Consider the following 15,155-nt stretch of genomic DNA (forward strand, 5'->3'; position numbering starts at 1 on the left):
CCCCGATCTTCGCATGACCCATGCAAAAGAGGCGATGCAGATGATCGGCTCGGTAGCGTATGTAATCAGCCACTGCGCCGTTCCCGCGTCCGGTCACTCAGTCGATGAGCAGCAAGCGAACGCCATCGCCGCCAGTGTGCGGTCGATCCTCCGGGACGAAAACGGTACAAAAGAAGCTCGCGAAGCCGTCGCGGACCTAGTTGAGGCGGACTTTGGCAGCGCAACCCTAGACAGGATTCTGGCCGCACCCGAGTCTTTTGATGAGTGGCGAGTCGGCGAAGCGATGGCCGAGGTTCACCTCTCCGAGGACCACGGCTGCACCTTCCCGTGGCCTGACAGCCGATCCACGAGAAATCCCAATAGTAGCAGCGGCGGCGCCGACCTAATTGGATTCCATACTGGCGATCGCATTAGGTTCGCCTTCGCGGAAGTGAAGACCAGCCATCAACAGGCGTGGCCACCGACCGTCCTGACGAGCCGTAGCCACGGCCTTCATGCGCAACTCTCGGGGCTAAATGCTGGCGATGATCGCAGCGAATGGGCGATCCGATACCTCCATTTGAACGGGATGGGAAGGCCTTGGTTCGAGACTTTCCGTTCAGCCTTCAAGGCATATATGGCTAACAAACTTGACGTCGCGATCTATGGGGTGCTCATCCATCTGGCCGAACCGAAGCGGACCGACCTAGAGGCGCAGGCCGTTCGCCTATCGGCACTTCTGACGGCGCCCACGACCATGGAACTATTGGCAATCTATTTGCCCGCCGAGTTGCTCGCGAAAATCGCCGATGCCGCGGTCGCAGTGGAGACGGGAGCATGACCGTATCTCGGGAGTCTCTCATACGTCTCAAATCCCATTGGGCTATCGAGGCCGTCGGCGAAGAGAAGGTTGCGGCGGCACATGACGCCGCATCGGCGCTTCATATCGACACAAACCTCGGAGCGCAACTAAGACGGAAGACGCAGCCAGCCCAAGATGTCCACATGTTAATTCAGGACGTCGCGCTGGCATATGAAATCGCTGCGAGCGAGCGGATCGATGAACTTGCGAGAGCGTCGACCTCGCCAGCCGGCTCGGGCGCAGAGCTTGCGGAAGCCGCAGCACATGAAGCGTTCGGTCTACTTCGATCCCTTCCCCTAAAGACCGAGTCTCTTGAAGATCTGGTTCGTCAGGTACTTCAGCTCGGAGCGCTCGCGTACTGCTCCGATCGTTGGGCTGAGTTCCGTTCGTGGATGCGGGAACGAGAGGTCACCCCCGCGACCTTCCATTCATCAGGCTCATGGGACTCCCGCGTTCTGAGTGATCTTGCGCAAGTGTGGACGCGGCTTCTTCGCAAAGACGGTTGGGCCGACCTGGAAGGGGTGGCGGAGATTGTCACGAGATTGCGAGCCGAGCAGCAAGAAAATGAAGAGACGCTCTTCAAATCCCAGGTTCGCACCGAGAACCTTCATGCCGCAGGATGGCGCTTGGTGGCCCTATATCATTGGGCGAGGTTGTCCGAGGTGGTTGCCTTGTACCTTATGCAAGGCGAGCCGGCGGACGTCACTTCACAACTCGACTTTCACTTCGACCGAGCAATCTCGGCGGCTCAACAGTCCGCCGATCCCGCATTTGTTGTTGTTCTCCAATGGCAGCGCGCAATGACCCAACGGATGGTAGCGGGTTCGTTGTGGTCCGTAACGAGGATCGGGCCCGAGATCCGAAACGTCGTCTCCACAGCTACCCGCAACCGGTCCATGTTCGAGATGCTGCCCCCGCAACGAGTTGCCATACAGGAACAAGGGCTCCTTGACCCAGCAAGTGCTGCTGTCGTCGTGGATCTTCCCACGAGCGCAGGAAAGACAATTCTCGCTGAGTTCAAGATTGTGCAAGCCATTAGCCAGTTCAAACAAGATCATGGGTGGGTCGCTTACGTGGCGCCGACTCGTGCATTGGTTTCTCAAATCACTCGCCGCCTTCGGCGCGACCTCGGACCTAGTGGCATCCGCGTGGAGGAACTGACATCTGCGGTCGAAATTGACGAGGTCGAGGCGGGCATGCTTAGCGATGCATCATTCGATGTCCTCGTTGCGACACCGGAGAAGCTCCACCTGACAATCCGCAATGCGGCTATCGACCGACCGCTTGCTCTCCTGGTGCTGGACGAGGCGCACAACATTGAGAGCGCAGATCGCGGGATTCGTATTGAACTTCTTCTAGCCACCGTTAAACGTGACTGTCCGCAGGCCAACTTCCTGTTGTTGATGCCCTATGTACCGAACGGCGATGATCTAGCTCGCTGGCTGGCCCCTAGGACAGGGAAGAGCATCAGCCTGGCTTCTACCCCATGGCAGCCCAACGATCGGCTCATTGGGCTGGTGTCCGCAGTTGCGCCATCTGGCGGGAGAGGGCGCGACTGGAGGCTCAACTTCGAGCCACTCCTTACTAGTGGCTCATCTATGCACGTCTCAGGCGCGTACCAGATAGGGAGCGGACCGCAACTTGATCGGACCTACTCCACAATTAAGAACAACCTCGGACTTTTGGCTGGCGCCTCCGCTCTAACACTCTCAGCACGCGGGACAGCTATCGTGATCTGCTCACGCATAGACAGCGTATGGAAGGTCGCGCGCGAACTCTCCGAGGAACTTCCAGAGGTACACGACCCGGCCATTTCCCTGGTGCAAAGATTCCTGGCGGCGGAGGTCAGTGAGAACTATGAATTAATCAAGCTCCTGTCACGCCGGGTCGGCGTTCACCACGCTGGCCTGTCGGACGAAACTCGGGCTCTAATGGAGTGGTTGGCGGAGCAAGGAAAGATCCGTATTCTCGTGGCCACCACCGGCCTATCTCAGGGTCTAAACTTCCCAGTGTCCTCAATCTTTCTCGCTAGCCGCAACCTTCCCAATGGCCAGATAAGTCGACCTATGAGCCCACGCGAATTCTGGAATTTGGCCGGCCGCGCTGGTCGCGTCGACCAGGATAGCGTCGGGGTCGTCGGAATCTCCTGCAAAGACGGCGACCGCGAAGCGCTGTGGAAGTTCGTCTCAGACCAGGCTGGCAACTTGGTTTCCCAACTAGTAGTTCTGCTGGACGAGCTTGAAGATGCTGGCCGCCTTCTCCACCTTGAACGCGCAATCTATAACGATCAGTGGGCCGATTTCCGAAGTTACGTAGCCCACTTGTTCGCTCAGAAGAAGAACCTCGATGCGGTGCTTTCCGAGACGGAGTTACTCCTTCGGAACACCTTTGGTTACTCCTCGATGGCCGAATCCACTCCGGCGCAGCGACAAAAGGGATTCAGGCTTCTTGAAGCCACACGCTCGTATGCCGCGGAGCTTGCCCAGAACGTTGAGACTGCGACTCTCGCGGACAGCACCGGATTCACACCGGAGGGGATTCGCTCCGCGATGCGCGGAATGCGCGAAATGGACTCCACCCTTGGCGTCAGCGACTGGCAGCCGGGCAGCCTCTTTGGCGACGTTTCGAACAGTGCGCTTCCCGACCTTATGAGGGTCATGCTCCAGCTTCCGCAAATTCGCGGCAGTATCGAGGAACTTAGTGGCATCGGTTCGGGCATTGGTGACCGGGCCGCAAAGATCGCCAGTGACTGGGTTGAAGGCGTATCGATCAAGTCGATCGCTGAACGCTATTTCAGTGACGCCGCGAACTCCACGGCAGCACTGACGGAGGCGACGAAGGCCATTTACCGCAACCTTGCCACGGCAGGAACGTGGGGGCTGACGGCGCTGTCCAAATTACCCACAAGCGGAATTGACTTTGATTCTGTGTCCGAATCAGACCTGCGCAACATCAACCTTCTCGGGGCAATGCTGTACCACGGAGTTAATACGGAAGCGGGTGTCGTCATGCGCATGAGTTCGGTGCCGAGAACAGCCGCAAACTCTCTAGGCGTTGAATTCGCACAGAACCATCCGTCGACGCAGTTGCGTCCGTCGCACGCACGAAAGTTCCTGGCCGGGCTGTCCGACTCCGACTGGGGAAGGCACGTGCCGCGTGGATCCTCGTTAGGCGGATCGGACTTACGCGAGCTTTGGCAAGTCCTGTCGGGAGATGCAGGCGGTCCAGGAGAATCGACTGAGCACAGGACTTCCGCCCATGCGGCTCCATCGCCATTTGGGTGAGCGATACGCTGTTCCGAAGCATCCCGTTGGCTTGTAATCACTTGAAACCAGGAAATCAGTGACTTGAACGGCTTCGGATCCGCGATGCGCTGACGGGTCTCACCGCGACAGCCGAGCTCAGGGTGTGAGCAGCGACTTGATGGCCCGGCGCTCGTCCATCGCCCGGTAGCCCTCGGCGGCCTGGTCCAGCGGCAGGGTGAGGTCGAAGACCTTGCCGGGGTCGATCTTGCGGTCCCAGATCAGCTGGATCAGCTGGGGCAGGTAGCGGCGCACCGGGGCCGGGCCGCCGTGCAGGTGCACCCCGGAGAAGAAGAGCTCCTGGCCGGGCAGCGCCACGTCGTGCGACACCCCGACGTAGCCGACGTGCCCGCCGGCCCGGGTGGAGCGAATGGCCTGCATCATCGACTCCTGGGTGCCCACCGCCTCGATCACGCTGTGCGCACCGAGCCCGTCGGTCAGCTCCTTGATCCTGGCCACCCCGTCGTCGCCGCGCTCCTCCACGATGGTGGTGGCACCGAAGTCCCTGGCCAGCGCCTGCCGGTCGGCATGGCGGGACATGGCGATGATGTGCTCCGCCCCCAGCTGCCGGGCGGCGAGCACACCGAGCAGCCCCACCGCGCCGTCGCCGACCACCACCACCGTCTTGCCCGGCCCCGCCGCGGCGGCGTCGGCGGCGAACCAGCCGGTGCCCAGCACGTCGGAGGCGGCCAGCAGGGACGGGACCAGCTCGGGGTCGGGCTGGTCCGGGGTGGCGACCAGGGTGCCGTCGGCGAGCGGGATGCGGGCCAGCTCGGCCTGCGTCCCGATACCACCCATGCCCACCCGCTGCACGCAGTGCGACTGGTAACCCGCCCGGCAGATCTCGCAGGTGTTGTCGGAGGCGAAGAAGGAGCCGACCACGAAGTCGCCCACCTGCACCGTGCGCACCTCCGGCCCGATCTCCTCCACCACGCCGACGTACTCGTGTCCCATGGGGGCGTCCTCGACCGACTCGATGCCGCGGTAGGGCCACAGGTCCGACCCGCACACACAGGTCGCGGTGACCCGGATGATCGCATCGGTCGGCTCGATGATCCGGGGGTCCTCGCGCTCCTCGACTCGGACGTCACCGGGGGCGTGCATCACGACTCCGCGCATGTGGCCACTCCTCACTCTCGCGGGCTCTCGCCCCATTGAACGCCCGCCGGTGGTGCCCCGCAGACGTCAGCGGGGCCCGGACGGTCATGATGGCGCGGTGACGAGCACGCGCACCGTGGCAATCCTGGCCTTCAACGACATGGAGGTCCTCGACCACGCCGGGCCCTACGAGGTCTTCAACGTGGCCGGCGAGCTGAGCGACCCCGCCGAGTTCTCGGTGATCTCGGTCGGACTCACCGGCGCGGTCGCTACCGGACGCGGTGGCTTCACGGTGCAACCCGACCACGGCTTGGACGACTGCCCGCCCGCCGACCTGCTGGTGGTGCCCGGCGGCGCCGGTGCCCGCAAGCTCCAGTCCGACGACCGGCTGATGGCCTGGCTGCGCGACCGGGCGGCCGAGGTCGAGATGCTGCTCTCCGTCTGCACCGGGTCGCTCGTGCTGGCCTCCGCCGGCCTGCTGCACCGGCGGCGGGCGACCACGCACCACACGGCGTACGCCGAGCTTGCCGACCTCGACCCGACCGTGCAGGTCGAGCGCGGGCCGCGGTTCGTGCGCAGCGCGGACCGGCTGTGGACCTCCGCCGGGGTCTCCGCCGGCATCGACCTGTCGCTGCGGGTCGTCCGCGAGCTCGCCGGGGCGCGGATCCACGACGACGTGGTCGCCGAGATGGAGTGGGGCTGGGGGTCCTGAGCGTCGCCGGAGTGGTTACCGGCGCCGGGTGAAGCCGCCCCGGAGCTCTGCCGCTGAACGCCGAGCCCCGGTGGCACCGCACACGCCAGCGGCCGGCCTCTCCGTGCAGGAGAGACCGGCCGCTGGGGTGGACTGGCTGGTTACGCGCCCATGTCGACGATGGCCGCGACCGGGCCGCCGCCCTCGGGGCCCTGGTGGGCCGCGGAGACGGAGACGAACACGGCGGGGTCACCGGTGACCGCCGCGGTCACGCCACCGACGCACGCCTTGATCTGGCGGTGCCAGTGCACGTCGGAGTCGTCCAGCATCGCGTTGCGACGGCCGCGCACGGTGCCGTCCTGGCTCGCCTCGCACTTGAGGAAGACGTTGACCAGCTTGCCGTCGAGGTCGCTGGTGCGCGGCCGCTCGGGCAGCTCCAGGCCGGCGTTGCGGATGGCGTCCCAGATGCCGTCGGAGTCCAGCGCATCCTTCATCACGCTGTGGCCGACGCGGTAGCGCCCACCGACGCCGCGGGCGTTGCCCACCACGACGATCTGCGCGCGGTCGAGCTCCACGCCCGAGGAGCACGACGCCACCGCGGAGTACAGCTCGCGGTTGTGCATGACGTCCTCGTCGGTCGGCATGTCGATCTCGCCGAGCGCGACGGCGATGCCCAGGGCCGTGCCACCGTTGGACAGGTCCATCGACTCGTGGGTCTGCTCGGTCCACACCGTCTTGCCGCGGCTCTTGGCGTCGCGGATGGTGTGGATGGTCAGCAGCGGGGTCTTGGTCTGCACGTAGTGCACGTCGGCGGGGTCGGTGATGCCGGCCTGGGCCATCGCGTCCTTCACGGCGGCGGCGACCTTGGTGATCATCGCGGTGCGGCCGATGTCCTCGGGCAGCAGCTCCTCGCTCATCGCCACGCCCACGGTCAGGCGCGGCTCGTCGGTCTGCGGGGCCTTCTCCGCCGGGACCGTGGCGAAGATGGTGGCGTGCGGGCTGATCACGCCGTCGGTGCCGCCGGACCAGACGATGGGGATGTCGCCCACCTCGGCCGCGCTGCGCGTGCCCTTGGCGGAGATGACCTCGCGGAAGGCGCGGTCGGCGATGATGCGGGTGTAGTCGTTGACGCCACCGTTGCCCTCGGTCTTGCCGATCACCGCGATCACGCGGTCGGCCTCCAGGACGCCGTCGTCGATGAGCTTGGCCAGCTCGCTCGCGTCCGAGACGTTGTGCAGCGGAACCTTGCGGACCTCAATTGCTTCAGGCACTGAGCTCTCCTCCGAGTTGGTGGATGTGGCGTTGATGGGTGTGGCGTTGGTGAGTGGAGCGGACGGGGTCAGGGGGTCACGATCGTTCCTGCGGTCCCCGCCAGCGCACCGGCGATGTTGTGCAGGGAGGTGATGACTGCCCGCCCGCCTGCCTCGGCGAAGCGGCAGGCCGCGTCGACCTTGGGGCCCATGCTGCCGCCGGCGAAGTGCCCGGCCGCGGCCAGGTCCCGCAGCTCGACGACGTTGATGGCACCGATGGGACGCGCGTCGGGCGTGCCCCAGCCGATGATCGCGGCGTCGACGTCGGTGGCGATGACGAGCACGTCCACGTCGAGCTGGTCGGCGAGCACCGCGGCGGTCAGGTCCTTGTCGATCACGGCCTCCACGCCACCGAGCGCTCCGTCGGCGCCGCGGACGACGGGCACGCCGCCCCCGCCCGCGCAGACCACGACGTAGCCGGCGTCGAGCAGCGCGGTGACGGCCGGCGCCTCGAGGCACTCCAGCGGCTCGGGCGAGGCCACCATGCGGCGCCAGCCTCGCTCACCGCGGTCCTCCCAGGTCTGGCCGTGGTCGATCATCAGCTTGGCCTCGGTGGCGGGCAGGTAGCGCCCGACGGGCTTGCTGGGCTTGGCGAAGTGCGGGTCGTCGCCGGAGACCAGGGTGCGCGAGACCAGCACCGCCGAGCGCGCCGAGCACTCGCGCTGGGCCAGGGCCTGGTCCAGCGCGTTGAGCACCAGCACGCCGATGGTGGCCTGGGTCTGCGCCCCACACCAGTCCAGCGGCACCGGCGGCACCACCGCGGCGGCGATCTCGTTCTTCACCAGGAGGTTGCCCACCTGCGGACCGTTGCCGTGCGTGAGCACCACCTCGGCACCGTCGGCCACCAGGTCGGCCACCGCGGCCATGGCCGAGACCACGGCCGCCCGCTGGTCGTCCGGGTCGGCACGGCCGTCGGGCGCGGTCATGGCGTTGCCGCCCAGCGCAATCAGTACTCTCACCTTGGCCACGCTAGCCACGGACCGTTGCCCAGGGCATCGGCAATGGTTGCCCAAACAATCACAGTCCTTGGTCACGTTGCCACGCCCAGCCGCCGGTAGCGGTCCAGCCTGGCGGTGCGCAGGTCCGTCGGAGTGCGGGTCAGCAACATCGCCAGCTCGTGCTCCAGCACCCCACCGAGCCGGCTCAGGAACTCCGCCGGCTCGTCCGCGGCGTCGGGGTGCTCGGCCACGATGCGGTCCACGATGCCGTTGCGGAGCAGGTCCAGGCTGCGCACCCCCTGGGCGGCCGCCATCTCGTCCGCCCGCTCGGTGGTGTGGAACCGGATGGCCGAGGCCCCTTCCGGGGGCAGCGGCGAGAGCCACGCGTGCTGCGCGCAGAGCACCCGGTCAGCCGGCAGCAGCGCCAGCGCTCCCCCGCCCGCTCCCTCACCGAGCAGCAGGCAGATGGTGGGCGCGGCGAGGGTGGTCAGCTCCACCAGGCAGCGAGCGATCTCCCCGGCCAGGCCACCCTCCTCGGCGTCCTTGCTCAGCGCCGCGCCGGCCGTGTCGATCACGGTGACCAGGGGCAGGCCCAGCCCGGCGGCCAGGCGCATGCCCCGGCGCGCCTCGCGCAGACCCGCCGGGCCCAGCGGCTGGTCGGCGAACTTGCGGTCCTGGCCGAGCACCACGCAGGCGGCCGGGCCGAACTTCGCCAGGGCCAGCAGCAGCCCGGGCTCCTGCTCCCCCGCACCCGTGCCCTGCAGGGGAGTCACCGTGTTGGCGGCGACCTTCAGCAGGGCCCGCACCCCGGGCCGGGCCGGGTTGCGCGAGCGCTGGATGGACTCCCAGGCCGGCACGTCCGGCAGCTGCTCCAGCGGCAGGTTGGGCACCGCCGGAGGGGCCTCCCGCGGGGCGCAGAGCACGGCCAGCGCGTCGGCGGCGATCCGGCGCAGCTCCGCCGGCGCCACCACGGCGTCGATGAGCCCCCGGGCGGCCAGGTTCTCCGCGGTCTGCACGTCCGGGGGGAACTCCTCGCCGTAGAGCGCCTGGTACACCCGTGGGCCCAGGAACCCGAGCAGGGCGCCCGGCTCGGCCGCGGTGACGTGGCCGAGGGAGCCCCACGAGGCCATCACCCCGCCGGTGGTGGGGTGACGCAGGTAGACCACGTAGGCCAGCCCGGCGGCCTTGTGCGCCGCGATGGCCGCCGAGATCTTCACCATCTGCAGGAAGGCGACGGTGCCCTCCTGCATGCGGGTGCCACCGGAGGCCGGTACCGCCAGCAGCGGCAGCCCCTCGGCGGTCGCCCGCTCGATGCCCAGGGTGAGCCGCTCGGCGGCGGCCACCCCGATGGAGCCGGCGAGGAAGCGGAACTCGCACATGATGATCGCGACGCGGCGACCCTCGATGGCCGCCTCGCCGGTGATCACCGACTCGTCCACCCCGGAGCGCTCCCGCGCCGCGGCCAGCTCGTCGTGGTAGCTCTGCTCCGGCTCGCCGTGCACGCCCCGGGGCGGCAGCGGCTCGGTGTCCCAGCGCTGGAAGCTGTCCGGATCGACCACCAGCTCCAGCAGCTCCACCGCCCCGAGCCGGCTCACGGCGCCGACTGCTCGAGCCAGGCGCGGATCTCCGCGCCGTGCTGGTCCAGGGTCGGGGGGGCCGTGTGCGTGGTGCGCACCGTGGTCTCCGACGCGTCCACGCCCGCCGGCTTGTCGGAGATCTCCTGGAAGCGCAGCGGCGGCCCGGGCAGGGTGATGGGACCCAGCGCCGCGTGGTCCACCTCCACCAGCAGCCCCTGCGAGCGGGTCTGCTCCCAGGTGTAGACCTCCTCGAGGTTGCGCACCTTGCCCGCGGGCACCCCCAGCTCGTCCAGGCGAGCCAGCAGCTCGGCGCTGGGCAGCGTGCTGAAGGCCGCGTCCACCGCGGCGATCACCGCGTCGCGGTCACCCACCCGCTCGGGGTTGGTGGCCCACTCCGGCCGGTCCAGGCCGAACTCCGGGGCGAACCGCCGCCACAGCCCCTCGCTGCCCACGGCGATCTGCACGAAGCCGTCGGCGGCGTGGAAGAGGCCGTAGGGGCAGATGGACGGGTGGTGGCCCCCCGTGGGCTGCGGGACCTCCCCGGCCACGGTGAAGCGGGTGCCCTGGAAGGCGTGCACGCCCACGATGGACGCGAGCAGGCTGGTGCGCACCACCCGGCCGCGCCCCGTGGTGGTGCGGGCGTGCAGCGCCGCGACCACCCCGTAGGCCCCGTTCATGCCGGCCAGCAGGTCACCGATGGGCACGCCCACCCGGGTGGGCTCGGCCGCGGACGGGCCGGTGAGCGACATCAGCCCGGCCTCGCCCTGGGCGATCTGGTCATACCCCGGCCGGGTGCCCTCGGGGCCGTCGTGGCCGAAGCCGGTGATCGACAGGACCACCAGCCGCGGGTTCAGCTCGGCGAGCTGCTCCACGCTGAACCCCAGCCGGTCGAGCACGCCGGGGCGGAAGTTCTCCACCAGCACGTCGGCCCGGGCGATGAGCGCGGTGAGCGTGGCGCGACCGTCGTCGCTCTTGAGGTCCAGCGCGATGGACTCCTTGTTGCGGTTGCAGGACAGGAAGTACGTGGAGTGGCGCTCCCCGTCCGAGCCGTCCACGAAGGGCGGGCCCCAGCTGCGGGTGTCGTCCCCGCTGCCCGGCGACTCCACCTTGATGACCCGGGCACCCAGGTCACCCAGCATCATCGCGGCGTGTGGCCCGGCCAGGGCGCGGGAGAGGTCGACGACCAGGATGTCGGACAGTGGTCCCGTCATCAGGCCACCGCCCCGCCGTCGAGGAAGTCGTACTCCGCCGAGTCGGCGCCGCCGGAGAGCTGGGCGTAGCCGGGGCCGCGGTCGAAGAAGGCCTCGTCGCCGGTGCGGGCGCCCCGCAGCTCGGCGCGCAGCGCCTCGGTGGCCGCGACGTCCGCCTCGGGCGCGTCGGCGTCACCAGTGATCACCACGCCGTAGTCGGCGCGGGCGGCCTCCACGGAGACCTTGCCCCACAGCACGTCCCGCACGACGTGGTCGACGTCGCGGTCGAGCGGGTCACCCCAGCCGCCACCACCGGTGGTGCGGATGCGGATGAGCCCGCCGGCGGGCACGAACTCGGCGTCAGCCAGGGCGTCCACCACCCGCTCGTTCGGGCCACCGGGGTCGATGGTCACCGAGAAGGACTCGCCGGCCTTGCCGCCCTTGACACCCCAGCAGGCCAGGATGGAGCGGTCGGCGATGGACATGAAGTGCGCGTCCTTGCGCATCCGGATGAGCTTCTCGTAGCCGAGGCCACCGCGGAACTGGCCGGCGCCGCCGGAGTCCTTGGCCAGGCCGAGGCGCTCCACGATGAACGGGAAGCGGGCCTCGGTGAACTCCGAGGGCAGGTTCCGGGAGTCGGGCACCACGTGGATGGTGTCCTCGCCGTCGGCGTAGTAGCGCCCGCCGGAGCCGCCGCCGAGCACCTCCCGCATGAGGTAGGGCTCGCCGTTGTCGTCGTTGCCGTACACCCCGGTGTAGCGGATGGTCTCCTGGTCGGCCGGCATGCGGCCGTCCACGGCCTTGGCCACCACGCCGGACAGCACGCCGAGCAGTCGCAGGATCACGAACGTCCGGGCGTTGGTCGGGGCGGGGAAGATCGGCGTGACCAGCGTGCCCGGCGGCGGGAAGCGCATGTCGATGAGGTCGACCACGCCCTCGTTGACGTCGAGCTCGGCCATCCGCTCGGGGGTGTCGGCCAGGTTGCGCAGCACCGGGGCCAGCCACTTCTTGAGGAAGTTGCCGTCGGCGTAGTCACCGCAGTGGTTGATCGGGCCCTTGGCCTGCGGCGCGGTGCCGGTGAAGTCGATGATGAGCTTGGGGCCCTCGGGCTCGTCCTCGCCGACCTTGGTCAGGGTGATCCGCTGGGTGTGCAGCTTGGGGTCGTCCACGCCGTCGTGCTCGGCGTAGTCCTCCCACGTCCAGGAACCGGTGGGGATCTTGGAGAGGATCTCGCGGCGGTAGGTCTCGGTGGTGCCGGAGACGATGGCGTCGAAGCAGGCCTCGATGGTCTCCCGGCCGTAGCGGGTGAACAGCTCGGTGAGCCGGCGCGAGCCCATCAGGCAGGCCGAGCACTCCGCGTCGAGGTCGGCGGCCAGCGAGTCGGGCATCCGGGAGTTGCGGGTCATGATCGACAGCGCCGCCCGGTTGGGCACGCCGGCGTCCCACAGCTTGATCGGGGGGACCATCAGGCCCTCCTCGAACACGCTGGTGGCGTGGCTGGGCATGGAGCCCGGCACGCCGCCGCCGATGTCGTCGTGGTGGCCGAAGGCCTGCACGAAGGCGACCACCTCGGGGCCGTTGCCGTCGTCGTGGAAGACCGGCACGGTGACGCAGAGGTCGGGCAGGTGCCCGATGCCGCCCTCGGACTGGTACACGTCGTTGTGGAAGAACACGTCACCCGGACGCATGGTCTCCAGCGGGAAGTCCCGGGCGATGGGCTGCACCAGCGCGCTGTAGGACCGGCCGGTGAGCTTGCGCAGCAGGCGGTCGTGGATGCCGGCGCGGTAGTCGTGCGCGTCGCGGATCATCGGGGAGCGGGAGGTGCGACCGATGGCGGTCTCCACCTCCATCTCGATCGAGGCGAGGCTGCCGGCGACGATCTCCTGCAGCACCGGGTCGACCACGGTGGAGCCACCTAGGGTCTGAGTCTTCATGCCGAAACCTCCGCGGTGGTGGTGACGAGCAGGTTGCCGAAGCGGTCAACCCGCGCGGTGAAGCCCGGGTGCACGGGCACGGTGGAGCCGAACTCCTCGATGATCGAGGGCCCGTGGAGCACGTCGCCGGGGGCGAGGTCAGCACGCCAGTAGACGGCGGCGTCGACGTAGCCGGTGTCGCCGTCGAAGCACACCGCCCGGGTGGCGGTGCGGGCGCGCTCCGGGTTGCCGTCGCCGGCGGCCAGCTCGGCCAGGTCCGGGCGGCGGATCGGGCCGATGCCCGACACCCGCAGGTTCACCCACTCCACGGCCTGGGTGTCGTCGCCGCGGAAGTCGTAGCCGTACAGCGCGCGGTGGGCGTCGTGGAAGGCGCCGGCCACGGCCTCGGCCACGTCTGCGTCGAGCACGCCGGCCGGCACCGGCACCCGCACCTCGAAGGCCTGCCCGAAGTAGCGCAGGTCCGCGGTCCGGTCGTAGCGGTGCTCGGCGGCCGGGAAGCCCTGCCCGGTGAGCGCGGTGCTCGCCTGGCCCTGCAGCTCGGCGAAGATCGCCTCCACCGCTGCCGGCTCGAGGTCGTCGTGGCGGCGGATGGCGGTGCGCACGTAGTCGTTCTTCACGTCCACGGTGAGCAGGCCGAAGGCCGAGACGTTGCCCGGGTTGGGCGGGACCAGCACGCCGCGCAGGCCGAGGATGTCGATCAGCCGGCACAGCAGCAGCGAGCCGGAGCCGCCGAAGGTGGCCAGGGTGAAGTCACGAACGTCCAGGCCCCGCTTGACGGTGATCTGGCGGACCGCGTTCGCCTGGTTCCAGGCGGAGATCTCCAGGATGCCGGTGGCGCAGGCCTCCGGGGTCAGGCCGAGCTCGGTGGCCAGCTCGGTGAGCCCGGCGCGGGCGGCCTCGGTGTCCAGGGGCACCTCGCCGCCGAGCAGGTGCGGGGGGATCCGGCCGAGCACCACGTGGGCGTCGGTGATGGTGACCTCGCGGCCGCCCTTGCCGTAGCAGAGCGGACCCGGGTCGGCGCCGGCCGACATCGGGCCGACCTTGAGCGCGCCCTCGGGCGAGACCCAGGCGACGGACCCGCCGCCGGCGCCCACGGTGACCACGTCGATCATCGGGATCTTGGACGGGTAGACCCCGACGCTGCCCTCGGTGGTGAGCGTGGGCTCGCCCTCGAGCACCACGGACACGTCGGTGGAGGTGCCGCCGCCGTCGCAGGTGAGGACCTGGTCGAAGCCGGCGTTGCGGGCGATCAGCGCGGCGCCGAGCGCCCCGGCCGCCGGGCCGCTGAGCACCGTGGTGATCGGCTGGTGCACGACCTCCTCGGCGGAGAGCACGCCACCGTTGGACTTCATCACGTAGAACGGCATGGGGGTGTCGCGGCCGGCGAAGCTGTTCAGCCGCTCGGCGATCGAGCGGACGTAGGCGGACACCTTGGGCTTGACCGCGGCGTCGACCAGCGTGGTCATGGAGCGCTCGTACTCGCGGTACTCGCGCAGCACCTGCGAGGAGATCGACACGACCGCCTTGGGGTGCTCGCGCGCGATCACCTCGCGCATCCGCTCCTCGTGCTCGGGGTTGGCGTAGGAGTGCAGGAAGCACACGCCGAGGGTGTCGATGCCCCGGTCGCGGAACCAGCGGGCGACCTCGACGGCCCGCTCCTCGTCGAAGGGACGCAGCTCGGCACCGGTGTGGTCCAGGCGGCCACCGATGGTCTTGACCAGGTGGGCGGGCACGATCCGGTCCGGCTTGACCCAGAAGTAGGAGTTGCCGTAGCCGTCGGGCACCGACTGCCGGGCGATCTCCAGCACGAACTCGTAGCCCTCGGTGGTGATGAAGCCGAGCTCCTCCACCTTGCCCTCGAGCAGCTGGTTGGTCGCGACGGTCGTGCCGTGGCTGACGGCGGCGAGGGCGTCGCCACCCTTGCCGAGGAGGTCGAGGACCTTGTGCACGCCGGCGATGAACCCCTCCGCGGGGTCGGCCGGGGTGGAGGGCGTCTTGGTGGTGGTGAGCTGGCCGGTGGTCTCGTCGAAGGCCACGACGTCGGTGAACGTGCCACCGGTGTCGATGCCGATGCGGATGTGGGGAGGCGTCATGGGTGCGAGTCAACTGGCACTACTCGCCAAAGTCGCTGGCAATAGTTGCCGAGGGTGCGGCACGGGTTTTAGCAGCGCTCCGGTGCGGCCGACCGACCAGCGGCGACTCCGAGTTAAGTCTGCGAGACAGACCGGTAAACCCCCAGGCGGCGGGCCGCACGTCCATTGACACCCCCGTCGG

10 protein-coding genes are annotated in these 15,155 nt (G+C 68.6%); 3 read left to right on the plus strand and 7 right to left on the minus strand.

Annotation, left to right across the window (positions count from 1 at the left end; translation table 11 throughout):
• The first annotated feature begins 13 nt into the window (after positions 1 to 13).
• Positions 14 to 820 carry a hypothetical protein gene (locus tag AC3YNX_RS02160; protein ID WP_489994458.1) on the plus strand — a complete coding sequence of 269 codons (807 nt, stop codon included), beginning with the start codon at positions 14 to 16 and terminating at the stop codon, positions 818 to 820.
• Entirely contained in the window at positions 817 to 4,125 is a 3,309-nt protein-coding gene (locus AC3YNX_RS02165; RefSeq protein WP_489994459.1) for a DEAD/DEAH box helicase, read from the plus strand. The genes AC3YNX_RS02160 and AC3YNX_RS02165 overlap by 4 nt, the downstream gene beginning before the upstream one ends.
• Before the next feature lie 117 nt (positions 4,126 to 4,242).
• On the opposite strand, the gene AC3YNX_RS02170 is transcribed toward AC3YNX_RS02165, so the two are convergent.
• Positions 4,243 to 5,262 (minus strand): zinc-dependent alcohol dehydrogenase family protein, encoded by a 1,020-nt coding sequence (locus AC3YNX_RS02170; protein ID WP_489994460.1) that lies wholly within the window; start codon positions 5,260 to 5,262, stop codon positions 4,243 to 4,245.
• Positions 5,263 to 5,359: 97 nt separating this feature from the next.
• Between AC3YNX_RS02170 and AC3YNX_RS02175 the strand changes: the two genes are divergently transcribed.
• A complete protein-coding gene (locus AC3YNX_RS02175; RefSeq protein WP_489994461.1) occupies positions 5,360 to 5,953 on the plus strand; it encodes a DJ-1/PfpI family protein in 594 nt (197 codons plus the stop codon).
• Between the two features lie 140 nt (positions 5,954 to 6,093).
• Here the strand turns inward: AC3YNX_RS02175 and bar are convergent, their stop codons facing one another.
• The 6 genes from bar to AC3YNX_RS02205 all read right to left on the minus strand — a co-directional run bounded on the left by bar (position 6,094) and on the right by AC3YNX_RS02205 (position 14,974).
• Complete coding sequence (bar, locus tag AC3YNX_RS02180) at positions 6,094 to 7,203, minus strand: barbiturase (RefSeq protein ID WP_489994462.1); 1,110 nt, start codon at positions 7,201 to 7,203, stop codon at positions 6,094 to 6,096.
• Positions 7,204 to 7,271: 68 nt separating this feature from the next.
• A complete protein-coding gene (locus AC3YNX_RS02185) occupies positions 7,272 to 8,201 on the minus strand; it encodes a carbamate kinase (RefSeq protein WP_489994463.1) in 930 nt (309 codons plus the stop codon).
• 71 nt (positions 8,202 to 8,272) lie between these two features.
• Complete coding sequence (locus AC3YNX_RS02190; RefSeq protein ID WP_489981972.1) at positions 8,273 to 9,775, minus strand: carboxyl transferase domain-containing protein; 1,503 nt, start codon at positions 9,773 to 9,775, stop codon at positions 8,273 to 8,275.
• Entirely contained in the window at positions 9,772 to 10,968 is a 1,197-nt protein-coding gene (locus AC3YNX_RS02195) for a CaiB/BaiF CoA transferase family protein (protein WP_489994464.1), read from the minus strand. The genes AC3YNX_RS02190 and AC3YNX_RS02195 overlap by 4 nt, the downstream gene beginning before the upstream one ends.
• Complete coding sequence (locus AC3YNX_RS02200; RefSeq protein ID WP_489994465.1) at positions 10,968 to 12,881, minus strand: hydantoinase B/oxoprolinase family protein; 1,914 nt, start codon at positions 12,879 to 12,881, stop codon at positions 10,968 to 10,970. The genes AC3YNX_RS02195 and AC3YNX_RS02200 overlap by 1 nt, the downstream gene beginning before the upstream one ends.
• On the minus strand, positions 12,878 to 14,974 hold the full coding sequence (locus tag AC3YNX_RS02205) for a hydantoinase/oxoprolinase family protein (protein ID WP_127784120.1): 2,097 nt from the start codon (positions 14,972 to 14,974) through the stop codon (positions 12,878 to 12,880). Before AC3YNX_RS02205 ends, AC3YNX_RS02200 begins: the two co-directional genes overlap by 4 nt.
• Between the last annotated feature and the right edge of the window lie 181 nt (positions 14,975 to 15,155).

The sequence above is a fragment of the Rhodococcus sp. Z13_19A genome (assembly GCF_058133575.1).